Raw genomic sequence first — 23,055 nt, forward strand, 5'->3', positions numbered from 1 at the left:
TTTTAGGCATATTTTTGGTATAATAATACCCATGAAAGAGCAAGAAAATGAATAGTAGGTGGAGATGGAAAAGTATTTATCGGTAACAACTTTGACCAAGTATCTGAAAATGAAATTCGATAAAGACCCTTACTTGGAACGGGTCTATTTAACTGGTCAAGTTTCCAACTTTCGTAAACGACCTACTCACCAATATTTCTCCCTAAAGGATGACCATGCAGTTATTCAAGCGACCATCTGGTCTGGGATTTATCAGAAATTAGGTTTTGACCTTGAAGAAGGAATGAAGATCAATGTGATTGGGCGTGTGCAGGTCTATGAACCTAGCGGTAGCTACTCCATCATTATTGAAAAGGCTGAGCCTGATGGGGTTGGGGCGCTTGCGATTCAGTTTGAACAACTCAAGAAAAAATTGACAGAAGAAGGTCTGTTTCAAGAGAGATTCAAGCAACCTCTGCCCCAATTTTCTAAGAGAATTGGTGTGGTAACCAGTCGCAGTGGAGCCGTTATTCGAGATATTATCACGACCGTCAGTAGGCGCTTTCCTGGTGTCGATATCCTTCTCTATCCGACCAAGGTGCAAGGTGAAGGAGCAGCGGAGGAAATTGCTCGAAATATTGCGCGAGCCAATCAACGTGACGATTTGGACTTACTGATTATTGGTCGTGGTGGGGGTTCTATCGAGGATCTCTGGGCCTTTAACGAAGAAATTGTGGTACGAGCTATTTTTGAATCTCGTTTGCCAATTATTTCTAGTGTGGGGCATGAGACAGATGTGACCTTGGCAGATTTTGTCGCAGATAGACGGGCTGCGACGCCGACAGCAGCGGCTGAACTGGCAACACCTGTGACCAAGTTGGATCTATTAGCTCATTTGCAAAATCAAGAAAAACGGATGGCAACAGCAGTCCGAAATGTCCTATCGAAGAAACAAGAAGCTTTGAAAAAATGCAGTCAGTCTGTTATCTTTAGACAGCCAGAGCGTTTGTATGATGGCTATATGCAACGCTTGGATCAACTGCAACTGCGCTTAAAACAAAATTTGCGAACACGGATTTCTGATAACAAACAGATAGTACAAGCAAGGACGCATCGACTGGTACAATTATCACCTGTTACCAAAATCCAACGCTATCAGGACAGACTAGCTCAGTTGGACAAGCTCCTCCGTAGCCAAATGGCGCTGGTTTATGATGCCAAGGTTGCTGAAGTCAAGCGACTTTCGGAAGCCTTACTCATGTTGGATACTAGCCGAATCGTGGCGCGTGGCTATGCAATTGTCAAGAAAGAAGATTCAGTAGTCGATTCGGTTGAGAATTTAAAGAAAACAGACCAAGTGACGCTTTTGATGCGAGATGGTCGAGTAGAATTAGAGGTTAAAGATGTCAAAACAAAAGAAATTTGAGGAAAATCTAGCAGAACTGGAGACCATTGTCCAAAGTTTGGAAAATGGTGAAATTGCTCTGGAAGATGCGATTGCTGCCTTTCAAAAGGGCATGGTCTTGTCAAAAGAGCTCCAAGCGACGCTGGACAAGGCTGAAAAGACCTTGGTCAAGGTCATGCAAGAAGACGGAACAGAAAGTGATTTTGAATGAAAAAGCAAGAAAAATTAGCTCTTGTCGAGTCAACCTTGGAAGACTTTTATGGAGACCAGCAGTTTGCCTCTAGTTTGCGAGAGTCTGTTCTCTACTCCATTCATGCTGGTGGCAAGCGTATTCGACCTTTTCTCTTGTTAGAAGTTCTGGAAGCCTTGCAGGTCGCTATTAAACCAGCACATGCACAGGTGGCTGCGGCCTTGGAAATGATTCATACAGGGAGCTTGATTCATGACGATCTTCCAGCTATGGATGATGATGATTACCGTCGGGGACGATTGACTAATCACAAGAAATTCGGTGAAGCAATGGCCATTTTGGCTGGAGATGCTTTGTTCTTAGATCCGTATGCCTTGATAGCGCAGGCAGATTTGCCAAGTCAGATCAAGGTGGACTTGATTGCCAACTTATCTCTTGCTTCAGGTAGTCTGGGTATGGTGGCTGGGCAAGTTTTGGACATGGAGGGTGAACACCAGTACTTGTCCTTGGAAGAACTCCAGACTATTCATGCTAATAAGACTGGAAAACTACTAGCTTATCCCTTCCAAGCAGCTGCTATTATAGCCGAATTAGTACCTGAAATGCAGGCAAAGCTGAAAACTGTTGGTGAATTGATTGGACTTGCTTTTCAAGTTCGAGATGACATACTGGATGTGACAGCTAGTTTTGAGGAAATCGGCAAGACACCACAAAAGGATCTACAGGCAGAAAAGTCAACCTATCCAGCCTTGTTGGGCTTGGAAGAGGCTATTGCCTTTTGTAACCAAACTCTGGATCAAGCTAATGCCAAATTAGAAGAAATTGCCCAGCAGATTCCCTTTGAAACAGAATCGATTGTAAAAGTAGTAGAAAGTTTGAGAATCAATGGCTAAGGAAAGAGTGGATGTACTAGCTTATAAACAGGGCTTGTTTGAAACGAGAGAGCAGGCCAAGCGCGGTGTGATGGCTGGTCTAGTCGTAGCAGTCCTAAATGGAGAACGGTTTGATAAACCAGGAGAGAAAATTCCAGATGACACCGAGCTAAAACTCAAGGGGGAGAAACTCAAGTATGTTAGCCGTGGTGGTTTGAAACTGGAGAAGGCCTTGCAGGTCTTTGATTTGTCAGTAGAAGGAGCTACAACAATTGATATCGGGGCTTCTACTGGAGGTTTTACCGATGTCATGTTGCAAAATGGTGCTGAATTGGTCTTTGCAGTCGATGTCGGTACCAATCAGTTGGCTTGGAAATTACGCCAAGACCCAAGAGTAGTCAGCATGGAGCAGTTCAATTTCCGCTATGCTGAAAAGACTGATTTCGAGCAGGAACCTAGCTTTGCCAGTATTGATGTGAGTTTCATTTCTCTAAGTCTGATTCTGCCAGCCTTGCACCGAGTCTTGGCAAATCAAGGTCAGGTTGTGGCTCTGGTTAAGCCCCAGTTTGAGGCAGGGCGTGAGCAGATTGGGAAAAATGGAATTATTCGCGATGCCAAGGTCCATCAGAATGTCCTTGAATCTGTCACAGCTATGGCAGTAGAGGAAGGCTTTTCAGTCCTTGGATTGGACTTTTCTCCCATCCAAGGTGGACATGGAAATATTGAGTTTTTAGCGTATTTGAAAAAAGAAGAGTCAGCAAGCAATCAGGTTCTTGCTGATATTGAAGAAGTAGTAGAGAGGGCGCATAGTCAATTTAAAAATGAATAAAAAAGAGAGACTTGAAAAAATTAGACGATTTGTGACAGATTATCAAATCGGTACACAAGAAGAAATTGTAGAACATTTGAAAGAGGCAGGAATCACTGCTACTCAGGCAACGGTATCACGGGATATCAAAGAACTAGGTATTGTCAAAATTCCTTTGAGAGACAACACCTATGTCTACGAATTGCCAAAATCAATCGTAAAAAGTTTGCAACTGGCTGAAGACAATATCGAATCGGCTGAATTGATGGATAAGATGATCAATCTCCAAGTTATTCCAGGAAATACGGCTTTTGTAAAAGCTCAGTTAATCGAGACTTTTGCGGATAAGATTTTTAGCTGTTTAGCTGATGATAGCTCGATTTTAGTCATTGCAAGAAGTGAAAGTCTAGCTGAGGAAATCTTTGAACAAGTAAAAAATTGGTAGGTCTATATGTTACTTGAAATTTCGATAAAAAACTTTGCCATTATTGAGGCTATTTCCCTCAATTTTGAAAAGGGGATGACTGTCTTGACTGGTGAAACGGGTGCAGGGAAATCGATTATCATTGATGCCATGAATATGATGTTGGGAGCTCGTGCGACGACAGATGTTATTCGTCATGGTGCGCCAAAGGCAGAGATTGAGGGGCTTTTCTCAGTTGAGAATAGTCGTCTTTTACAGGAAATTTTTGATGAGCAAGGTTTGGAAATGGGTGATGAAATTATCATCCGTCGGGAAATCTTGCAAAATGGTCGGAGTATCAGTCGTGTCAATGGCCAGATGGTCAATCTGTCTGTATTGCGTGCTATTGGGCAACATCTTGTTGATATACATGGTCAGCATGACCAAGAAGAGTTAATGCGCCCTCAACTGCATATCCAGATGTTGGATGAATTCGGTAATACAGCCTTTTGGGACTTAAAAGAAACCTATCAAACGAGTTTTGATGCCTATCGAAAAATGCGTAAGCAGGTTCTGGAAGTCAAGAAAAACCAACAGGAACACAAGGCACGTATCGAAATGTTGGAATTTCAAATGGCAGAGATTGAGGCAGCAAACTTGCAGGCTGGAGAAGATCTGGCTCTCAATCAAGAGCGTGATAAACTGCTCAACCATAAAAATATTGCGGATACGCTGACCAATGCCTATAGTATGTTGGACAATGAAGACTTTTCAAGTTTGGCCAATGTTCGTTCAGCCATGAATGACATGGAAAGTGTCGAAGAGTATGACCCTGAATACCGTGAAATTTCAAGCTCTCTGTCTGAGACCTACTATGTCTTAGAAGATATTAGCAAACGTCTGGAAGCTATCATTGAGGACCTTGATTTTGACGGCAATCGTCTTATGCAGGTTGAGAATCGTTTGGACCTTCTTCATACCATTACCCGCAAGTATGGTGGGACTGTAGACGATGTCTTGCTTTATTTTGCCAAAATTACAGAAGAATACAATCTTTTGACAGGCAATAACCTTTCGTCTGAGGACATGGAAGCAGAGCTCAAGAAATTGGAAGTTAATCTTGTCGATTTGGCAGGTCAGCTTGCCTCTGCTCGTCATGATTTGGCTCAGCAATTAGAATCTGAGATTAAACAAGAGCTTCAAGATCTTTATATGGAAAAAGCCCAGTTTCAGGTTCGTTTTAGCAAGGGCAAATTCAGTCGTGAGGGCAATGAAACGGTCGAGTTTTACATTTCAACTAATCCTGGAGAAGACTTTAAACCCTTGGTCAAGGTTGCGTCTGGCGGGGAATTATCTCGTCTCATGCTAGCTATTAAATCTGCCTTTTCACGTAAAGAAGGCAAGACTAGTATTGTCTTTGATGAGGTGGATACAGGAGTTTCAGGTCGTGTAGCTCAGGCCATTGCACAGAAGATTCATAGAATTGGTCAGCATGGTCAGGTTCTTGCTATTTCCCATTTGCCACAAGTGATTGCGATTGCGGATTATCAATTCTTTATTGAGAAGATTAGTAATGACCATTCAACAGTTTCGACTGTTCGTCTCTTGACGGTTGAAGAGCGAGTGGAAGAAGTTGCTAAGATGTTGGCTGGTGATGATGTGACGGAAGCAGCCCTGACGCAAGCCAGAGAATTGTTGAGAAACAGGGAGAAATAAGATGACAGACTATTATGTAATTGGAGATGTTCATGGAAAAGCTGGGATGCTGGAAGACCTTCTCAAAACATGGGACGGCCAGACCCAGTTGCTCTTTCTAGGGGACTTGATTGACCGTGGTGAAGATAGTCGCCGTGTTCTAGAAATGGTTAAGGACTTAGTGGACAATCAAGGGGCGATCTGTTTGTCAGGAAACCACGAGTATATGTTTCTGACTTGGCTCGATAACCCAGAAGAAAGTTATGACCACTATCGTCGTAATGGTGGAGATACAACTATTAACTCTATCCTAGGTCGTCCCTTGGATGCCCCAGTTGATGGAGTAGAAGATGCCCAGCGTGTTGCTACTGAAGCGGCAGATTTGGTCGAATTTATTCGTCAAATGCCATTTGTAGTAGAGACAGACAAGTATATCTTTGTTCATGCAGGTATTGATTTAACCTTGGATGATTGGCATGAAACCACAGATTATAAAAAAGTCTGGCTTAGAAAACCATTCCACGAAGCAGAAAATCATACTGGGAAAACCATTGTCTTTGGTCACACACCGGTTTATGGTTTGTTAAAGCAAGAACGAGGTACAGCTGAGCTTTGGACTACAGAAGATGGTAAGATTGGGATGGACGGAGGAGCTGTCTATGGTGGTGTCCTTCACGGGATTGTCTTTACTGACCAAGGAATGACAGAACATCACTTTATTGAAAATGACGGCTTTGTCGCTGAAGATTAGTACTCCTAGCAGGGTATGGTCTTGTCAAAATGTCAAAAACAATTTATAATAAATAGATACCCTGAAAGGAAGAGAATCATGAACTTAGAAGAATTGAAAAAACGACAGGAGAAGATCCGTAACTTCTCTATTATCGCCCATATTGACCACGGGAAATCGACTCTAGCAGACCGCATTTTGGAAAAGACAGAGACAGTTTCCAGTCGTGAAATGCAAGCTCAGCTTTTAGATAGCATGGATCTAGAACGGGAACGTGGGATTACCATTAAGTTGAATGCCATCGAGTTGAATTATACTGCAAAAGATGGGGAAACTTATATTTTTCACTTGATTGACACGCCGGGGCACGTAGACTTCACCTATGAAGTTTCACGTTCGCTAGCTGCCTGTGAGGGAGCGATTTTGGTCGTCGATGCTGCCCAAGGGATTGAGGCTCAAACCCTTGCCAATGTTTATCTGGCCTTGGACAATGATTTGGAAATCATGCCAGTCATTAACAAAATTGACCTGCCTGCTGCAGATCCAGAGCGCGTGCGTACAGAGATTGAAGATGTGATTGGTTTGGATGCCAGCGAAGCAGTCTTAGCATCAGCTAAAGCTGGTATTGGTATCGAAGAAATTCTCGAGCAAATTGTAGAAAAAGTGCCAGCGCCAACAGGTGATGTGACGGCGCCACTTAAGGCCTTGATTTTCGACTCGGTTTACGATGCTTACCGTGGGGTTATCCTCCAAGTGCGTGTCATGGACGGAGTTGTTAAACCTGGCGATAAGATTCAGCTCATGAGCAATGGCAAGACCTTTGATGTGACCGAAGTCGGCATATTTACACCCAAAGCAGTTGGTCGTGATTTTCTTGCGACTGGTGATGTTGGTTATATTGCGGCTTCTATCAAGACGGTTCAGGACACTCGTGTGGGTGATACCGTTACCTTGGCAACCAATCCTGCGACAGAGCCATTACATGGTTACAAACAGATGAATCCTATGGTCTTTGCGGGTCTATATCCTATCGAGTCAAACAAGTACAATGACCTACGTGAAGCCCTTGAAAAATTGCAACTGAATGATGCTAGTCTTCAGTTTGAACCAGAAACATCTCAGGCACTTGGATTTGGTTTCCGTTGTGGTTTCCTTGGACTTCTCCATATGGATGTTATCCAAGAACGTTTGGAACGTGAGTTCAACATCGACCTCATCATGACAGCGCCATCCGTTATCTATAAGGTTAATTTGACCGACGGTGAGTCTATGGATGTGTCTAACCCATCTGAGTTCCCAGACCCAACTAAGATTGCGACCATTGAGGAACCTTATGTTAAGGCGCAAATCATGGTACCACAGGAGTTCGTCGGAGCAGTGATGGAATTAGCTCAGCGCAAGCGTGGTGACTTTGTGACTATGGATTATATCGATGATAACCGTGTTAATGTCATCTATCAAATTCCACTGGCTGAAATCGTCTTTGACTTCTTTGATAAGCTTAAGTCTTCAACTCGCGGTTATGCAAGCTTTGACTACGAATTGTCAGAATATCGCCCTTCTAAGCTGGTCAAAATGGATATTCTTCTCAATGGAGACAAGGTGGATGCCCTTAGCTTTATCGTTCACAAGGATTTTGCCTACGAACGTGGGAAACTTATCGTTGATAAGCTCAAGAAAATTATCCCTCGCCAACAATTTGAGGTTCCAATTCAAGCAGCTATTGGACACAAGATTGTGGCTCGTACTGATATCAAGGCCCTTCGTAAGAACGTACTTGCTAAATGTTACGGTGGTGACGTTTCTCGTAAACGCAAACTCCTTGAAAAACAAAAAGCTGGTAAGAAACGTATGAAAGCCATCGGATCAGTAGAAGTTCCGCAAGAAGCCTTCCTCAGCGTCTTGAGTATGGATGAAGAATAAGTTATCATAATTGTTTTTCTTGTTCACAGGAAATTTACATAAGAATCAATAGTAAAACAGGCTTAAATAGGCCTGTTTTTTTACATTTATAATAGGATTAAATCGTTTAAAGTGTTTGTTTTAAATGTTTGTTTTGATTGTAAAGATAAAAAATAAACAAAAATGTCAAAAAAAGGACAAAAAACAACAAAAAATATTGACAACGGTTTCATATAGTGTTATACTTATAGCATAAAGTTAATGGAAAGAAGGGAAAACCTTATGGGATTAGATCATTTCTTTGACAAAAACCTTGTGTTTTGCTTAGAAGCGGATAATCAAGAACATCTCTTTGATCAGGTTGCTACTTTATTGGAAGAACGAGAAATCGTAACTCCAACTTATCGTGAAGCCTTGATCACGCGTGAAAAGTCATTTCCAACTGGCCTAGATATGGAATTTTTGGGTAAGGATTTGCCGAATGTGGCTATTCCTCACACAGATATTGTTCATAATCTAGCCGAAAAAGTTGTGGTCGTTCGATTAGAAAAACCAGTGACTTTCCACAATATGATTGCGCCAGATAAGGAAGTAGAAGTATCCTTGCTCTTCTTTATCATTAATAACTCAAGTTCAAGTCAAACGAACATTCTTGCTCAGTTGATGGACTTCTTTACTGGAAATAGTCATCTTGAAGACCTATCAAAAATTTCTGAACCAGAAGCCCTCTATGCTTATATTGCTGAAGCAATTGCTTAATTTTGTCTATTAAAAATATTAAATCGGAGGAAATCCATATGATTAAAATTCTTGCTGCCTGCGGTGCAGGTGTTAACTCAAGCCACCAAATTAAAAGTGCTCTTGAAGAAGAACTTTCAAACCGCGGTTTTGATGTTCACTGTGATGCAGTTATGGTAAAAGACGTTAATGAAGACCTTATCAAAGGTTATGACATTTTTACACCAATTGCTGCAACAGATCTTGGTTTTGACCCAGGTATTCCAGTTATCGAAGCTGGACCAATCTTATTCCGTATCCCAGCAATGAGTGCTCCAGTATTTGATAATATTGAAGCAGCTATCAAAGAACACGGGTTAAGCTAATTTTAATTTGTTAACATTCATATAACTATAAAAAGGGAGGAACTATTATGGATGTCATTATCGAACTAGCCAATAAGCTGTTCAAACCTATCTTGGATATGGGTGGGCCAATCATCATGCTGATCATTTTGACAGTATTGGCTCTACTTTTTGGAGTGAAATTCTCCAAAGCACTTGAAGGTGGTATCAAACTTGCCATCGCTCTTACTGGTATCGGTGCTATCATCGGTATGCTGAATGGTGCTTTCTCAGCATCACTTGCAAAATTCGTTGAAAATACTGGTATTCAATTGAACATCACTGACGTTGGTTGGGCACCACTTGCTACAATCACTTGGGGATCTGCTTGGACACTTTACTTCTTGCTCATCATGTTGATTGTCAACGTAGTGATGCTTGCTATGAAGAAAACTGATACACTTGACGTTGATATCTTCGATATCTGGCACTTGTCTATCACAGGTCTTTTGATTAAATGGTATGCAGACAACAATGGAGTTAGCCAAGGAGTTTCACTCTTCATCGCGACTGCAGCAGTTGTTCTTGTTGGGGTTCTTAAAATCATCAACTCTGACTTGATGAAACCAACATTTGACGATCTTCTTAATGCACCAAGTTCATCACCAATGACTTCAACTCACATGAACTACATGATGAACCCAGTTATCATGGTTTTGGATAAGATTTTTGAAAAATTCTTCCCAGGTCTTGATAAATATGACTTTGACGCTGCAAAATTGAACAAGAAAATCGGTTTCTGGGGATCTAAATTCTTCATCGGTTTCATCCTTGGTATCGTAATCGGTTTGATGGGTACTCCACATCCGGTTGAAGGACTTAAAGATGCAGCAAACTGGCAAGAAGTTATCAAAGGTTGGTTGTCTCTTGGTTTGACAGCCGGTGTAGCTTTGGAACTCTTCTCACTTATCGGTTCATGGTTCATTGCTGCCGTAGAACCACTTTCACAAGGTATTACAAACGTTGCTACTAAACGTTTGGAAGGACGTAAGTTTAACATCGGTCTAGACTGGCCATTCATCGCTGGTCGTGCTGAAATCTGGGCTTGTGCAAACGTACTTGCACCAATTATGTTGATTGAAGCTGTGCTTCTTTCAAACGTCGGAAATGGTATCTTGCCACTTGCAGGTATCATCGCTATGGGTGTTACTCCAGCTCTCTTGGTTGTAACACGTGGTAAATTGCTCCGTATGATTATCTTCGGAACACTCTTGTTGCCACTCTTCCTTCTTTCAGGTACACTTATCGCGCCATTTGCAACAGAACTTGCTAAAGGTGTAGGTGCCTTCCCAGAAGGTGTGAGCCAAACTCAATTGATCACTCACTCAACTCTTGAAGGACCAATCGAAAAACTTCTTGGTTGGACAATTGGTAACACTACAACTGGTGATATCAAAGCAATCCTTGGTGCTGTAGCCTTCCTTGTATTCTATATCGGTATCTTTGCATGGTACAGAAAACAAATGATCAAACGTAACGAAGAGTACGCAGCAAAAGCAAAATAATGCGCTCCTATAAAATGTAAATTGTTGAAACTAGGTTGTCATACCATTAGGAGTGACAGCCTAGTTTTTTATAAACTATCAAGAAATCGGAGAAAATAATGGTAATTGAATTAAAATCAGAACAATTAAGAGTTCAATTTAACAGTTTTGGTGGGGCTCTTTCTTCTATAAAAGATGCTGAGGGACTGGAGTATTTGTGGCAAGGGGATGCTACTTATTGGAGTGGACAAGCTCCTGTTCTCTTTCCTATTTGTGGTTCTTTGAGAGAGGATACAGCCGTCTATATAGATGAGAATGAGCAGGAAAGCAAAGGAAAGATTCCTCGTCATGGTCTGGTCCGCAAGAAAGAATTTGAATTAGTTGAACAGACAGATAAGAGTGTAACTTTTGCAATTGAAGACGATGAGAATAGCTATCAAAACTATCCTTATCATTTCCGACTAGAAATCACTTATATCCTTACTGGCAAGACAGTACGAACTCAATACAAGATTTTCAATAAAGAAACCAACAAGGTCATGCCTTACTTTATTGGTGGCCATCCAGGATTTAATTGTCCTCTACTTGATGATGAAATCTATGAAGATTATTATCTAGAGTTTGAGAAAGAAGAAACTTGCTCTGTTCCACGTCCTTTCCCAGAAACGGGTATGCTGGATTTTCAAGATAGAAGTCCATGGCTAAAGGGGCAAAAAGAAATAGATCTTAGTTATGATCTTTTCAGCACAGATGCAGTCACCTTAGATGAATTGCAATCTAGAACAATTGCCCTTCGTTCTCGTAAACATGATAAGGGATTGAAAGTGCACTTTGCAGAGTTTCCAAATCTCATTATCTGGTCAACTTTGAATAAAGGTCCTTTCATTGCCTTTGAACCATGGTCTGGCTTGTCAACATCCCTTGAAGAAGGAGATCATCTAGAAGATAAGAAGAATGTTCGTCTCCTAGAACCTGGTCAAGTAGATCAAATTGGTTTTGATATCGAAATTTTTTAGTTAAAAAAACACAAAAACAAACACTAACTGTTGACTTTTTCCGGAAATAGGAGTATATTATGTTTGTAAGCAACAAATGATGTTTGTAACAAACAAATAATCACTTGTTATATTCTCTTTCGTGGAGAAAGATTATTTCTAGGAAACTGATTTCCTAAACTTGAATAAGGTGTCATTCATCTCATTCAATCTAATTTGTCCATAAACTGCTAGAAAACTTTTGTAGGTAAACTGCTAACCATAAAAGTCTTTACTAGCCTAGAAAAATAAAAAGGAGTATACAATATGTCTATTGTTATCGGTGCAGATGCTGCAGGTTTGAGATTGAAAGAAGTTGTGAAAGACTTCTTGGAAAAAGAAAACTTCCACGTTGTGGATGTTACAGCTGAAGGTCAAGACTTTGTTGATGTTACTCTTGCTGTTGCTGCAGAAGTAAATAAAGAAGAGCAAAACCTTGGTATTGTGATTGATGCTTATGGAGCTGGTCCATTTATGGTCGCAACAAAAATCAAAGGAATGGTTGCTGCAGAAGTTTCTGACGAACGTTCAGCTTATATGACTCGTGGCCACAACAACTCACGTATGATCACTATGGGTGCACAACTTGTTGGTGATGAATTGGCTAAAAACATCGCTAAAGGATTTGTTAACGGTAAATACGATGGTGGACGTCACCAAATTCGTGTTGATATGTTGAACAAAATGTGCTAATTAGATTACAGTAAGAAAGGTAAGTTAAAAATGAGAATTGCAATTGGATGTGACCACATCGTAACAGATGAAAAAATGGCGGTTTCAGAATTTTTGAAATCAAAAGGATATGAAGTCATTGACTTTGGTACATATGACCATACACGTACTCACTACCCAATATTTGGTAAAAAAGTAGGAGAAGCTGTAACTAGCGGTCAAGCTGATCTTGGAGTATGTATCTGTGGTACTGGTGTTGGTATCAACAACGCTGTAAATAAAGTTCCAGGTGTCCGTTCTGCCTTGGTTCGTGATATGACAACAGCGCTTTATGCTAAAGAACAATTGAACGCCAACGTTATCGGTTTTGGTGGTAAGATTACTGGTGAATTGCTTATGTGTGATATCATCGAAGCTTTCATTCATGCTGAATACAAACCATCTGAAGAAAACAAGAAATTGATTGCGAAAATTGAACACGTTGAAAGTCACAACGCTCAACAAACAGACGCAAACTTCTTCACTGAATTCCTTGAAAAATGGGATCGCGGAGAATACCACGACTAAGAGGTAACCTATGATTTTAACAGTCACAATGAACCCATCCATTGATATTTCCTATCCCTTGGATGAGTTGAAGATTGATACTGTCAATCGTGTGGTGGATGTAACCAAAACGGCTGGTGGTAAGGGACTCAATGTAACCCGTGTTCTTTCAGAATTTGGCGATCCTGTAGCTGCTACTGGTTTAGTGGGTGGCAAACTTGGTGAGTTTTTAGTTGAAAATATTGATGATAATGTTAAGAAAGATTTCTTTTCTATTCAGGGAGAAACTCGTAACTGTATCGCTATTCTTCACGGAGACAACCAAACAGAAGTTCTTGAAAAAGGTCCTGAAGTATTGGAACAGGAAGGTCAAGACTTTTTGGAACATTTCAAAAAACTCCTGGAGTCAGTTGAAGTAGTTGCTATTTCAGGTAGTCTGCCAGCTGGCCTTCCAGTTGATTACTATGCGAGCTTGGTAGAACTTGCTAACCAAGCTGGCAAACCTGTAGTCTTGGACTGCTCTGGTGCGGCTCTTCAGGCGGTTCTTGAATCACCACATAAACCAACAGTCATCAAACCAAATAATGAGGAATTGTCTCAACTTCTAGGTAGAGAAGTTTCTGAGGATTTGGATGAATTAAAAGAAGTCCTTCAAGAACCTTTGTTTGCAGGTATTGAATGGATTATCGTTTCACTTGGTGCCAACGGTGCCTTTGCCAAACATGGTGATACTTTCTATAAGGTAGATATTCCTAGAATTCAGGTGGTAAATCCTGTCGGATCTGGAGATTCTACTGTAGCAGGAATTTCTTCAGGACTTCTTCATAAAGAATCGGATGCAGAATTACTCATCAAGGCAAATGTCCTTGGTATGCTCAATGCTCAAGAAAAAATGACTGGTCATGTCAACATGGCCAACTATCAAGCTCTATATGATCAATTAATAGTAAAAGAGGTATAAAATGGCTTTAACAGAACAAAAACGTGCACGCTTAGAAAAACTTTCTGATGAAAATGGAATCATCTCAGCTCTTGCATTTGACCAACGTGGTGCTTTGAAACGCCTCATGGCTCAACACCAAACAGAAGAACCAACTGTGGCTCAAATGGAAGAACTTAAAGTTTTGGTAGCAGATGAATTGACTAAATACGCTTCATCAATGCTTCTTGACCCTGAGTATGGACTTCCAGCGACTAAAGCTCTTGATGAAAAAGCTGGTCTTCTCCTTGCTTATGAAAAAACAGGTTATGATACAACAAGCACAAAACGCTTGCCAGACTGCTTGGATGTTTGGTCTGCAAAACGTATTAAAGAAGAAGGTGCAGATGCAGTTAAATTCTTGCTTTACTATGATGTAGATAGCTCAGATGAACTCAACCAAGAAAAACAAGCTTACATCGAACGTATTGGTTCTGAGTGTGTGGCTGAAGATATCCCATTCTTCCTTGAAATCCTAGCTTACGATGAAAAAATTGCTGACGCTGGTTCTGTAGAATATGCGAAAGTAAAACCACACAAAGTTATCGGTGCTATGAAAGTCTTCTCAGACCCACGCTTTAACATTGATGTCTTGAAAGTTGAAGTTCCTGTTAACATTAAATATGTTGAAGGCTTCGCTGAAGGTGAAGTAGTTTATACACGTGAAGAAGCAGCAGCCTTCTTCAAAGCCCAAGATGAAGCAACTAACTTGCCATACATCTACTTGAGTGCTGGTGTATCAGCTAAACTCTTCCAAGATACTCTTGTATTTGCCCATGAATCAGGTGCAAACTTTAACGGAGTTCTTTGTGGCCGTGCTACATGGGCTGGATCAGTTGAAGCATACATCAAAGATGGTGAAGCAGCAGCTCGCGAATGGCTTCGCACAACTGGTTTTGAAAACATTGACGAACTCAACAAAGTTCTTCAAACAACAGCGACTTCATGGAAAGAACGCGTGTAAGTAAGTCTTTTAAAACTGAAATTTTTAATACTTACAAAAATCCCCACCAATCGGTGGGGATCATTTTATGGTTTAGAAAGAATAATTTTTGTTTGTTTCGAAAGTTGGTCGAAGGTTTCTTTGCTCAGTTTAGAATCTGAAACGATGGTATCAATATCAGAGATATTGTAGAAGGTATAAAAATCAAATTTATTGAACTTACTATTGTCAGCTAGTAAGTATTTTTTATTGGCATTATTGAGGGCGATGCGTTGAGATTCACCTTCCTCTTCACTAAAGGTCGCAATCGCATTGTCCTGAATACCATTACAGCTAACGAAAGCTTTAGAAAATTGGAGATTGCCCAAGTTTTGCAAGGTTAGTGTTCCCACAAAGGCTCCAGTGATAGAGCGGTAGTTTCCACCGATTAAAATCAAATCTGTTAGTTTTCGTTCGTTTAAGATGAGAAAGACTGGTAAACTGTTTGTTACAACACGAATATTATCAATTGGAAGTTCACGGGCAAAAGATTCTAAGGTCGTACCAGGGCCGATAAAAATAGTTTCACCCTCATCAATTAAATGGCCTGCAAAACGGCTGATTTCTTGTTTTTCTGCGATTTGTAAGCCTTGTTTTTCAATATTGGAACGCTCATTATTTAAAATAGAACCTGTGCGAATTTTCTCAGCTCCACCGTGAACTCGAACAAGTAAATCCTTGTCTGCCAACTCTTGCAAGTAGCGTCTAGCAGTCATATCTGACACATCCAAGCGAGTCATGATTTCTTTTACAGTAATAGTTCCCTTTGTATTTACCGTTTCTAGAATATTATCTAGTTTTTCCTGCTTTAACATCGTTATCACCTCTATTTCTATTACTATTTTATCATAAAGTATTCAATCAATCAATTTAAAAAACAAAAGAAAACAAAAACAAAAATATCATGGTTGTTTTAAACAAACCATGATATTTGTTATTGCTTATAAAATAGATAACATTAGTCCAAACCGTAGTTGTAATCATCGTCTTGCATGGCTTCAACTTCACCAAGGAGGTAACCATTTCCGACTTGAGAGAAGAAGTCGTGGTTAGAAGTTCCTGTTGAAATACCGTTCATAACGATTGGGTTGACATCATCAGCTGAATCTGGGAAGAGTGGATCTTGTCCCAGGTTCATGAGTGCCTTGTTAGCATTGTAGCGAAGGAAGGTCTTGACTTCTTCCGTCCAGCCAACACCGTCATAGAGGCTTTCTGTATAGCCTTCTTCGTTTTCATAAAGAGTGTAGAGCAGGTCGTACATCCATTCTTTGAGTTTTTCCTGCTCTTCTTCAGGTAATTCATTGAAACCGAGTTGGAATTTATAACCGATGTAAGTTCCGTGAACAGACTCATCACGAATAATCAGTTTGATGATTTCCGCAACGTTGGCTAGTTTGTTATTACCAAGGTAGTAGAGGGGAGTGAAGAAACCAGAGTAGAAGAGGAAGGTTTCAAGGAAAACGCTGGCTACTTTCTTTTCAAGTGGGCTACCGTTTAGGTAGATTTCGTTGACAATCTCAGCCTTCTTTTGTAGGTAAGGATTGGTATTGGTCCATTCGAAAATTTCTTCAATCTCAGCCTTTGTATTCAAGGTTGAAAAGATTGATGAGTAAGATTTTGCGTGGACAGATTCCATAAATTGGATGTTATTGAAAACAGCTTCCTCATGTGGTGTACGGATGTCTGCGCGAAGGGCTTGAACCCCTGTTTCAGATTGCATAGTGTCGAGAAGGGTTAAACCACCAAAGACTTTTCCAACCAAGTCTTTTTCTACATTTGATAGCTTTCTCCAGTCATCCAAGTCATTTGACAAAGGAATACGTGTATCAAGCCAGAATTGCTCCGTCAGTTTTTCCCAAGTTGATTTGTCGATGACATCTTCGATGGCATTCCAGTTAATGGCTTTGTAGTAAGTTTCCATTTTGTAAAATTTCTCCTATATATTTTGTCAATGCAAATGATTTTTAATGATATTTGCGTAATGATATAAATTTCTCTTTTCTAGTTCTTTCAGAAAAACTTCTAATGGTGGAATATTACTCATATATGGAGAACTATCTGGTCCAGTGTAGAGACCACCACCTGGTCCAGTGTAAAGACCGCCACCTGGTCCAGTGTAGAGACCACCACCTGGTCCAGTGTAGAGGCCACCGCCTGGTCCAGTGTAAAGACCGCCACCTGGTCCAGTGTAGAGACCACCACCTGGTCCAGTGTAAAGACCGCCACCTGGTCCAGTGTAAAGACCACCACCTGGTCCAGTGTAAGCACCACCACCTGGTCCAGTGTAGAGACCGCCACCTGGCCCAGTGTAGAGACCACCACCTGGTCCAGTGTATCTATTTCTAATCCACATTAATCCAGTCCTTTCAACTTATGCTTAAATCACACAGCTTTCACATTGGTTAGCACCGACTTCTCCACCATCATCTGTAAAGGTACGGACGTAGTAGATAGACTTGATACCCTTGTTAAAGGCATAGTTACGAAGGATAGACAAGTCACGTGTCGTTTGTTTGTTTTCTTTCTTCCATTCGTAAAGTCCTTTTGGAATGTCACTACGCATGAAGAGGGTGAGTGAAAGTCCTTGGTCCACGTGCTCAGTCGCAGCAGCGTAAACATCAATCACCTTACGCATATCCATGTCGTAGGCAGAAGTGTAGTAAGGAATAGTTTCTGTTGACAAACCAGCAGCTGGATAGTATATTTTACCAATTTTCTTCTCTTGGCGTTCTTCGATACGTTGCGTAATTGGGTGGATAGAAGCTGAAACGTCATTGATGTAACTGATAGAACCATTTGGCGCTACAGCAAGGCGGTTTTGGTGGTAAAGTCCATCTGCTTGAACCTTGTCGCGAAGTTCAGCCCAGTCAGTAGCACTTGGGATAAAGACATCTTTGAAGAGTTCTTTAACACGGTCTGATTTTGGAACAAATTCGCCAGTTACATACTTGTTGAAGTAGCTTCCGTTAGCATAGTCTGATTTTTCAAAGTTGTGGAAGGTGATACCACGCTCACGCGCGATATTGTTTGACTCAACCAAGGTCCAGTAGTTCATGAGCATGAAGTAGATGCTTGTAAACTCAACAGACTCAGGTGATCCATATTCAATCAATTGTTGGGCAAGGTAGCTGTGAAGTCCCATAGCACCAAGTCCAAAGGTGTGGGCTTGGCTATTTCCGTGGTCGATGGTAGGAACAGCTACGATGTGCGAACTATCTGTAACGAAAGTAAGGGCACGAACCATAGCACGGATAGAACGACCAAAATCAGGTGAAGTCATCATGTTAACCACGTTGGTTGAACCAAGGTTACATGAAACGTCCGTTCCCATTTGAAGGAATTCTTGAGCATCGTTGATCAAGCTTGGTTCTTGGACTTGAAGAATCTCAGAACACAAGTTACTCATAATGATTTTTCCATCAACGGGATTTGCACGGTTAGCCGTGTCGATGTTGACTACATAAGGGTAGCCAGATTCTTGTTGCAATTTAGAGATTTCAGTTTCCAAATCACGCGCCTTGATTTTTGTCTTGCGGATATTTGGATTTGCGACTAGCTCATCGTATTTTTCAGTGATGTCGATGTAGTTAAATGGCACACCGTATTCAAGCTCTACTGAGTAAGGGCTGAAGAGGTACATTTCTTCATTTTTACGAGCTAATTCGTAGAATTTATCGGGTACCACGACACCAAGTGAAAGGGTCTTGACACGAACTTTTTCATCGGCGTTTTCTTTCTTAGTTGAAAGGAAGGCGATAATATCTGGGTGGAAGACGTTGAGGTAGACAACACCAGCACCTTGACGTTGACCCAATTGGTTAGAGTAAGAGAAGCTATCTTCGAAAAGTTTCATAACTGGAACGACGCCAGAAGCAGCTCCTTCATAGCCTTTAATAGGTGCGCCAGCTTCACGAAGGTTGCTGAGGGTAATTCCCACACCACCACCAATACGTGAAAGTTGAAGAGCTGAGTTGATAGAACGTCCGATAGAGTTCATATCATCAGTTACTTGGATCAGGAAACATGATACCAATTCACCACGACGAGCACGTCCAGCATTCAAGAAGGAAGGAGTAGCAGGTTGGTAGCGTTGGTGGATGATTTCATTGGCAATATCGATGGCAACAGCTTCATTGCCATCGGCGAAATAAAGGGCGTTAAAGAAGACACGGTCTTCCATGCTTTCAAGATAATATTCACCGTCATTAGTCTTTAAGGCATATTGATTGTAAAACTTATAGGCAGCCATGAAAGACTTGAATTGGAAGTTTTGGTCTTTGATAAATTGAGCCAATTCTTCCAAAAATTCTGGACGGTATTTCTTGATAAAGGCTGTTTCGATGTAGTTGTGTTCAATGAGGTAGTTGATTTTATCCTTGATTGAATCAAAAACCATAGTGTTTGGAACTACATTTTCTTTAAAGAAAGCATCCAAGGCTTCCTTATCTTTATGCAGCATGATTTGTCCATTAACTGGACGGTTGATTTCGTTATTGAGACGGAAGTAAGTCACGTCCTCAAGATGTTTTAATCCCATAAAATTTCCCTTATCTAATTACAAAAGAAAGGCTTCTAAGTTAGCCCTAGAAGCAGTTTCTTCTGGATGATGTACTAAGATTATGCTAATTGTTTCAGTTTTCCTGGTTGGAAACCTGAAAAGACTTCAGTTGGTGTTTGGATAACAGGAGCTGCGCTGAAACCGAGCTCTTTAACTTGATCGATGTACTCAGGTTGCTCATCAAGATTGATTTCACGATAAGCAACATTATTACTGTCCAAGAAACGTTTAGTCATTTTACATTGGACACAGTTGTTTTTAGAATAAACGGTTACCATTTTGTAACTCCTCTTTCAAAATAGATTACTTTCTTAGTATATCAGAAAATAAATTTTTGTCAATGATTTAAAACTAAATATAGTGGTCTATTTTTCTGCTCAAGCTAACAAAACACAATATGTAGTGTTTGATTTGTAAAAAAATGATAATTATCCTATAAGTTGTTTTTTGAAAAACTATATCCTGTGTTTTATCAATAAATATAGAAGATTTTCAGCAAGTTATCTGAAAGGAAATCGAATAAATCCCATAAAATGCTTGAAAAAAATCCTAGAAGATGATATAATACCAAATTGTAAGGGTTATCACATATAACTCAAAAAAGAAAGAACAAAAGGAGAGTCAAACTATGGCTTCTAAAGATTTCCACGTAGTGGCAGAAACAGGTATTCACGCACGTCCAGCAACATTGTTGGTACAAACTGCAAGCAAATTTGCTTCAGATATCACTCTTGAGTACAAAGGTAAATCAGTTAACCTTAAATCAATCATGGGTGTTATGAGTCTTGGTGTTGGCCAAGGTGCTGACGTAACTATCTCAGCTGAAGGTGCAGATGCAGATGACGCTATCGCTGCAATCTCAGAAACAATGGAAAAAGAAGGATTGGCATAAGGAAAATGACAGAAATGCTTAAAGGAATCGCAGCATCTGACGGTGTTGCAGTTGCAAAAGCATATCTACTCGTTCAACCGGATTTGTCATTCGAGACTGTTTCAGTCGAAGATACAAACGCAGAAGAGGCTCGTTTGGATGTAGCTCTTGAAGCTTCTCAAAACGAGCTTTCTCTTATCCGTGAGAAAGCTGTAGGTACGCTTGGTGAAGAAGCGGCTCAAGTTTTTGACGCTCATTTGATGGTTCTTGCTGACCCAGAATTAATTGGTCAGATTAAAGAAACAATCCGTGCTAAGAAAGTCAATGCTGAAGCAGGTCTTAAAGAAGTGACTGACATGTTCATCACTATCTTTGAAGGCATGGAAGACAACCCATACATGCAAGAACGTGCAGCGGATATCCGCGACGTGACAAAACGTGTGTTGGCTAACCTTCTTGGTAAAAAATTGCCAAACCCAGCTTCTATCAATGAAGAAGTAATCGTAATTGCGCATGACTTGACACCATCTGATACAGCTCAATTGGACAAAAACTTTGTAAAAGCTTTTGTAACAAACATCGGTGGACGTACAAGCCACTCAGCTATCATGGCACGTACACTTGAAATTGCAGCTGTATTGGGAACAAATAACATCACTGAAGTAGTGAAAGACGGTGATATCCTTGCCGTTAACGGAATTACTGGTGAAGTGATTATCAACCCAACAGATGAACAAGCGGCAGAATTTAAAGCAGCTGGTGAAGCTTATGCTAAACAAAAAGCTGAATGGGCACTTTTGAAAGATGCTCAAACAGTAACTGCTGACGGTAAACACTTCGAGTTGGCTGCTAACATCGGTACTCCAAAAGACGTTGAAGGTGTTAACAACAACGGTGCAGAAGCTGTTGGACTTTACCGTACAGAGTTCTTGTACATGGATTCTCAAGACTTCCCAACTGAAGATGAGCAGTATGAAGCATACAAGGCTGTTCTTGAGGGAATGAATGGTAAACCAGTGGTTGTTCGTACAATGGATATCGGTGGAGATAAGGAACTTCCTTACTTCGATATGCCACACGAAATGAACCCATTCCTTGGATTCCGTGCCCTTCGTATCTCTATTTCTGAAACTGGAGATGCAATGTTCCGTACACAAATCCGTGCCCTTCTTCGTGCTTCTGTTCATGGTCAATTGCGTATCATGTTCCCAATGGTTGCCCTCTTGAAAGAATTCCGTGCAGCTAAAGCAGTTTATGAAGAAGAAAAAGCAAACCTTCTTTCTGAAGGAGTTGCAGTTGCGGATGACATCCAAGTTGGTATCATGATTGAAATCCCTGCAGCAGCAATGCTTGCAGACCAATTTGCAAAAGAAGTAGACTTCATGTCAATTGGAACAAACGACTTGATCCAATACTCAATGGCAGCAGACCGTATGAACGAGCAAGTTTCATACCTTTACCAACCATATAACCCATCAATCCTTCGCTTGATCAACAACGTTATCAAGGCAGCTCACGCTGAAGGTAAATGGGCTGGTATGTGTGGTGAGATGGCTGGTGACCAAAAAGCTGTTCCACTTCTTGTCGGAATGGGCTTGGATGAATTCTCTATGTCAGCAACATCTGTCCTTCGTACACGTAGCTTGATGAAGAAATTGGATACTGCTAAGATGGAAGAGTACGCAAACCGTGCCCTTACAGAGTGTTCAACAATGGAAGAAGTTCTTGAACTTCAAAAAGAATACGTTAACTTTGATTAATCGAAAAGTCCTTGCAACTAAGTTGCAAGGTTTTTTTATAGTTTAAAATCATAAAATCTATTAACTAGTTCATAAAATGCTTGACAATAAAAAAAAACGGAGTAGAATATTAACTAGTTAAATAACTAGTTAAGGAGTTTTTATGAAGAAACAAAATTTGTTTTTAGTGTTGTTAAGTGTCTTTCTTTTGTGTTTAGCTGCTTGTGGGCAGAAGGAGAGCCAGTCAGGTAAAGGGATGAAAATTGTGACTAGTTTTTATCCTATCTATGCCATGGTCAAGGAAGTATCTGGTGACTTGAATGATGTTCGAATGATTCAGTCAAGTAGCGGAATTCACTCCTTCGAACCTTCAGCAAATGATATTGCAGCCATCTATGATGCAGATGTCTTTGTCTACCATTCGCATACACTTGAATCTTGGGCGGGAAGTCTGGATCCCAATCTAAAAAAATCCAAAGTTAAAGTTTTAGAAGCTTCAGAAGGAATGACATTGGATCGTGTCCCTGGTCTAGAAGATGTGGAAGCAGGTGATGGAGTCGATGAAAAAACGCTTTATGATCCTCACACTTGGCTAGATCCTGAAAAAGCTGGCGAAGAAGCCCAAATTATCGCTGATAAACTTTCAGAGGTTGATAGTGAACACAAAGAAACTTACCAGAAAAATGCGCAAGCCTTTATCAAAAAAGCTCAAGAATTGACTAAGAAATTCCAACCTAAATTTGAAAAAGCGAGTCAGAAAACATTTGTAACCCAACATACAGCCTTTTCTTATCTAGCTAAACGATTTGGACTCAATCAACTTGGAATCGCAGGTATCTCTCCAGAACAAGAACCAAGTCCAAGACAACTAACAGAAATTCAGGAATTTGTTAAAACCTATAAGGTTAAAACAATTTTTACAGAAAGTAATGCTTCTTCAAAAGTAGCTGAAACTCTTGTCAAATCAACAGGTGTAGGTCTTAAAACTCTAAATCCTTTAGAGGCAGACCCGCAAAATGACAAGACTTATTTAGAAAATCTTGAAGAAAATATGAGTGTTCTAGCAGAAGAATTGAAATGAGGAG

At 40.6% G+C, this 23,055-nt stretch carries 24 protein-coding genes; 19 read left to right on the forward strand and 5 right to left on the reverse strand.

Annotated features, from left to right (window positions below):
- Positions 1–64 precede the first annotated feature (64 nt).
- The 16 genes from xseA (at position 65) to lacD (ending at position 14,784) form a co-directional block, all read left to right on the forward strand.
- The gene (gene xseA, locus KUA57_RS06630) at positions 65–1,405 is read left to right on the forward strand and encodes an exodeoxyribonuclease VII large subunit (protein ID WP_218493902.1); all 1,341 of its coding nucleotides are present in this window, start codon (positions 65–67) and stop codon (positions 1,403–1,405) included.
- Positions 1,383–1,595: an exodeoxyribonuclease VII small subunit gene (locus KUA57_RS06635; protein WP_000043226.1), complete on the forward strand. Its 213-nt coding sequence runs from the start codon at positions 1,383–1,385 to the stop codon at positions 1,593–1,595. Before xseA ends, KUA57_RS06635 begins: the two co-directional genes overlap by 23 nt.
- Complete coding sequence (locus KUA57_RS06640) at positions 1,592–2,467, forward strand: polyprenyl synthetase family protein (RefSeq protein ID WP_218493903.1); 876 nt, start codon at positions 1,592–1,594, stop codon at positions 2,465–2,467. The genes KUA57_RS06635 and KUA57_RS06640 overlap by 4 nt, the downstream gene beginning before the upstream one ends.
- Positions 2,460–3,275, forward strand: a complete 816-nt coding sequence (locus KUA57_RS06645; protein ID WP_218493904.1) for a TlyA family RNA methyltransferase — start codon at positions 2,460–2,462, stop codon at positions 3,273–3,275. The genes KUA57_RS06640 and KUA57_RS06645 overlap by 8 nt, the downstream gene beginning before the upstream one ends.
- On the forward strand, positions 3,268–3,699 hold the full coding sequence (locus KUA57_RS06650; protein WP_020900686.1) for an arginine repressor: 432 nt from the start codon (positions 3,268–3,270) through the stop codon (positions 3,697–3,699). Before KUA57_RS06645 ends, KUA57_RS06650 begins: the two co-directional genes overlap by 8 nt.
- A gap of 6 nt (positions 3,700–3,705) precedes the next feature.
- Entirely contained in the window at positions 3,706–5,373 is a 1,668-nt protein-coding gene (recN, locus tag KUA57_RS06655; protein ID WP_218493905.1) for a DNA repair protein RecN, read from the forward strand.
- Position 5,374: 1 nt separating this feature from the next.
- Positions 5,375–6,103 carry a metallophosphoesterase family protein gene (locus tag KUA57_RS06660; RefSeq protein ID WP_045611522.1) on the forward strand — a complete coding sequence of 243 codons (729 nt, stop codon included), beginning with the start codon at positions 5,375–5,377 and terminating at the stop codon, positions 6,101–6,103.
- A gap of 78 nt (positions 6,104–6,181) precedes the next feature.
- Positions 6,182–8,005 (forward strand): translation elongation factor 4, encoded by a 1,824-nt coding sequence (lepA, locus tag KUA57_RS06665; RefSeq protein WP_001047210.1) that lies wholly within the window; start codon positions 6,182–6,184, stop codon positions 8,003–8,005.
- A gap of 261 nt (positions 8,006–8,266) precedes the next feature.
- The gene (locus KUA57_RS06670) at positions 8,267–8,743 is read left to right on the forward strand and encodes a PTS sugar transporter subunit IIA (RefSeq protein ID WP_000521976.1); all 477 of its coding nucleotides are present in this window, start codon (positions 8,267–8,269) and stop codon (positions 8,741–8,743) included.
- Positions 8,744–8,781: 38 nt separating this feature from the next.
- On the forward strand, positions 8,782–9,087 hold the full coding sequence (locus tag KUA57_RS06675; RefSeq protein ID WP_000590547.1) for a PTS sugar transporter subunit IIB: 306 nt from the start codon (positions 8,782–8,784) through the stop codon (positions 9,085–9,087).
- 47 nt (positions 9,088–9,134) lie between these two features.
- Complete coding sequence (locus KUA57_RS06680; RefSeq protein WP_042751083.1) at positions 9,135–10,610, forward strand: PTS galactitol transporter subunit IIC; 1,476 nt, start codon at positions 9,135–9,137, stop codon at positions 10,608–10,610.
- Between the two features lie 98 nt (positions 10,611–10,708).
- Positions 10,709–11,605, forward strand: a complete 897-nt coding sequence (locus KUA57_RS06685) for an aldose 1-epimerase family protein (RefSeq protein ID WP_081109309.1) — start codon at positions 10,709–10,711, stop codon at positions 11,603–11,605.
- A gap of 285 nt (positions 11,606–11,890) precedes the next feature.
- Positions 11,891–12,316: a galactose-6-phosphate isomerase subunit LacA gene (gene lacA, locus KUA57_RS06690; RefSeq protein ID WP_000029277.1), complete on the forward strand. Its 426-nt coding sequence runs from the start codon at positions 11,891–11,893 to the stop codon at positions 12,314–12,316.
- A 30-nt stretch (positions 12,317–12,346) separates the two neighbouring features.
- Positions 12,347–12,862 (forward strand): galactose-6-phosphate isomerase subunit LacB, encoded by a 516-nt coding sequence (lacB, locus tag KUA57_RS06695; protein WP_001216913.1) that lies wholly within the window; start codon positions 12,347–12,349, stop codon positions 12,860–12,862.
- A gap of 10 nt (positions 12,863–12,872) precedes the next feature.
- Positions 12,873–13,802: a tagatose-6-phosphate kinase gene (locus tag KUA57_RS06700; protein WP_049491607.1), complete on the forward strand. Its 930-nt coding sequence runs from the start codon at positions 12,873–12,875 to the stop codon at positions 13,800–13,802.
- 1 nt (position 13,803) lies between these two features.
- On the forward strand, positions 13,804–14,784 hold the full coding sequence (gene lacD / locus KUA57_RS06705; protein ID WP_001229114.1) for a tagatose-bisphosphate aldolase: 981 nt from the start codon (positions 13,804–13,806) through the stop codon (positions 14,782–14,784).
- A gap of 65 nt (positions 14,785–14,849) precedes the next feature.
- On the opposite strand, the gene KUA57_RS06710 is transcribed toward lacD, so the two are convergent.
- From KUA57_RS06710 to nrdH, 5 genes are all read right to left on the reverse strand, one after another.
- Entirely contained in the window at positions 14,850–15,617 is a 768-nt protein-coding gene (locus tag KUA57_RS06710; protein ID WP_218493906.1) for a DeoR/GlpR family DNA-binding transcription regulator, read from the reverse strand.
- Positions 15,618–15,760: 143 nt separating this feature from the next.
- The gene (nrdF, locus tag KUA57_RS06715) at positions 15,761–16,723 is read right to left on the reverse strand and encodes a class 1b ribonucleoside-diphosphate reductase subunit beta (protein WP_000451386.1); all 963 of its coding nucleotides are present in this window, start codon (positions 16,721–16,723) and stop codon (positions 15,761–15,763) included.
- Positions 16,724–16,750: 27 nt separating this feature from the next.
- Positions 16,751–17,155 (reverse strand): hypothetical protein, encoded by a 405-nt coding sequence (locus KUA57_RS06720; protein ID WP_218493907.1) that lies wholly within the window; start codon positions 17,153–17,155, stop codon positions 16,751–16,753.
- A 24-nt stretch (positions 17,156–17,179) separates the two neighbouring features.
- A complete protein-coding gene (nrdE, locus tag KUA57_RS06725; RefSeq protein WP_218493908.1) occupies positions 17,180–19,339 on the reverse strand; it encodes a class 1b ribonucleoside-diphosphate reductase subunit alpha in 2,160 nt (719 codons plus the stop codon).
- 80 nt (positions 19,340–19,419) lie between these two features.
- Complete coding sequence (gene nrdH, locus KUA57_RS06730; protein WP_000259240.1) at positions 19,420–19,638, reverse strand: glutaredoxin-like protein NrdH; 219 nt, start codon at positions 19,636–19,638, stop codon at positions 19,420–19,422.
- A gap of 350 nt (positions 19,639–19,988) precedes the next feature.
- Between nrdH and KUA57_RS06735 the strand changes: the two genes are divergently transcribed.
- The 3 genes from KUA57_RS06735 (at position 19,989) to adcAII (ending at position 23,051) form a co-directional block, all read left to right on the forward strand.
- Positions 19,989–20,252, forward strand: a complete 264-nt coding sequence (locus KUA57_RS06735) for a phosphocarrier protein HPr (protein ID WP_000146947.1) — start codon at positions 19,989–19,991, stop codon at positions 20,250–20,252.
- Between the two features lie 5 nt (positions 20,253–20,257).
- Positions 20,258–21,991: a phosphoenolpyruvate--protein phosphotransferase gene (gene ptsP / locus KUA57_RS06740; RefSeq protein ID WP_042751092.1), complete on the forward strand. Its 1,734-nt coding sequence runs from the start codon at positions 20,258–20,260 to the stop codon at positions 21,989–21,991.
- A gap of 142 nt (positions 21,992–22,133) precedes the next feature.
- On the forward strand, positions 22,134–23,051 hold the full coding sequence (gene adcAII, locus KUA57_RS06745) for a zinc-binding lipoprotein AdcAII (RefSeq protein WP_218493909.1): 918 nt from the start codon (positions 22,134–22,136) through the stop codon (positions 23,049–23,051).
- The last annotated feature ends 4 nt before the right edge of the window (positions 23,052–23,055 follow it).

Source organism: Streptococcus vulneris (genome assembly GCF_019218685.1).
GTDB classification, from domain to species: domain Bacteria; phylum Bacillota; class Bacilli; order Lactobacillales; family Streptococcaceae; genus Streptococcus; species Streptococcus vulneris.

What these genes read in the sequence shown, in the direction of transcription:
- KUA57_RS06675 (WP_000590547.1), top strand. Translation starts at nt 8,782, where the DNA reads ATGATTAAAATTCTTGCTGCCTGCGGTGCAGGTGTTAACTCAAGCCAC.
- KUA57_RS06640 (WP_218493903.1), top strand. Translation starts at nt 1,592, where the DNA reads ATGAAAAAGCAAGAAAAATTAGCTCTTGTCGAGTCAACCTTGGAAGAC.
- lacA (WP_000029277.1), top strand. Translation starts at nt 11,891, where the DNA reads ATGTCTATTGTTATCGGTGCAGATGCTGCAGGTTTGAGATTGAAAGAA.
- lacB (WP_001216913.1), top strand. Translation starts at nt 12,347, where the DNA reads ATGAGAATTGCAATTGGATGTGACCACATCGTAACAGATGAAAAAATG.
- recN (WP_218493905.1), top strand. Translation starts at nt 3,706, where the DNA reads ATGTTACTTGAAATTTCGATAAAAAACTTTGCCATTATTGAGGCTATT.
- KUA57_RS06670 (WP_000521976.1), top strand. Translation starts at nt 8,267, where the DNA reads ATGGGATTAGATCATTTCTTTGACAAAAACCTTGTGTTTTGCTTAGAA.
- adcAII (WP_218493909.1), top strand. Translation starts at nt 22,134, where the DNA reads ATGAAGAAACAAAATTTGTTTTTAGTGTTGTTAAGTGTCTTTCTTTTG.
- KUA57_RS06710 (WP_218493906.1), bottom strand. Translation starts at nt 15,617, where the DNA reads ATGTTAAAGCAGGAAAAACTAGATAATATTCTAGAAACGGTAAATACA.
- lepA (WP_001047210.1), top strand. Translation starts at nt 6,182, where the DNA reads ATGAACTTAGAAGAATTGAAAAAACGACAGGAGAAGATCCGTAACTTC.
- KUA57_RS06685 (WP_081109309.1), top strand. Translation starts at nt 10,709, where the DNA reads ATGGTAATTGAATTAAAATCAGAACAATTAAGAGTTCAATTTAACAGT.
- KUA57_RS06645 (WP_218493904.1), top strand. Translation starts at nt 2,460, where the DNA reads ATGGCTAAGGAAAGAGTGGATGTACTAGCTTATAAACAGGGCTTGTTT.
- nrdH (WP_000259240.1), bottom strand. Translation starts at nt 19,638, where the DNA reads ATGGTAACCGTTTATTCTAAAAACAACTGTGTCCAATGTAAAATGACT.
- xseA (WP_218493902.1), top strand. Translation starts at nt 65, where the DNA reads ATGGAAAAGTATTTATCGGTAACAACTTTGACCAAGTATCTGAAAATG.
- nrdF (WP_000451386.1), bottom strand. Translation starts at nt 16,723, where the DNA reads ATGGAAACTTACTACAAAGCCATTAACTGGAATGCCATCGAAGATGTC.
- KUA57_RS06700 (WP_049491607.1), top strand. Translation starts at nt 12,873, where the DNA reads ATGATTTTAACAGTCACAATGAACCCATCCATTGATATTTCCTATCCC.
- KUA57_RS06650 (WP_020900686.1), top strand. Translation starts at nt 3,268, where the DNA reads ATGAATAAAAAAGAGAGACTTGAAAAAATTAGACGATTTGTGACAGAT.
- KUA57_RS06635 (WP_000043226.1), top strand. Translation starts at nt 1,383, where the DNA reads ATGTCAAAACAAAAGAAATTTGAGGAAAATCTAGCAGAACTGGAGACC.
- ptsP (WP_042751092.1), top strand. Translation starts at nt 20,258, where the DNA reads ATGACAGAAATGCTTAAAGGAATCGCAGCATCTGACGGTGTTGCAGTT.
- nrdE (WP_218493908.1), bottom strand. Translation starts at nt 19,339, where the DNA reads ATGGGATTAAAACATCTTGAGGACGTGACTTACTTCCGTCTCAATAAC.
- KUA57_RS06720 (WP_218493907.1), bottom strand. Translation starts at nt 17,155, where the DNA reads ATGTGGATTAGAAATAGATACACTGGACCAGGTGGTGGTCTCTACACT.
- lacD (WP_001229114.1), top strand. Translation starts at nt 13,804, where the DNA reads ATGGCTTTAACAGAACAAAAACGTGCACGCTTAGAAAAACTTTCTGAT.
- KUA57_RS06735 (WP_000146947.1), top strand. Translation starts at nt 19,989, where the DNA reads ATGGCTTCTAAAGATTTCCACGTAGTGGCAGAAACAGGTATTCACGCA.
- KUA57_RS06680 (WP_042751083.1), top strand. Translation starts at nt 9,135, where the DNA reads ATGGATGTCATTATCGAACTAGCCAATAAGCTGTTCAAACCTATCTTG.
- KUA57_RS06660 (WP_045611522.1), top strand. Translation starts at nt 5,375, where the DNA reads ATGACAGACTATTATGTAATTGGAGATGTTCATGGAAAAGCTGGGATG.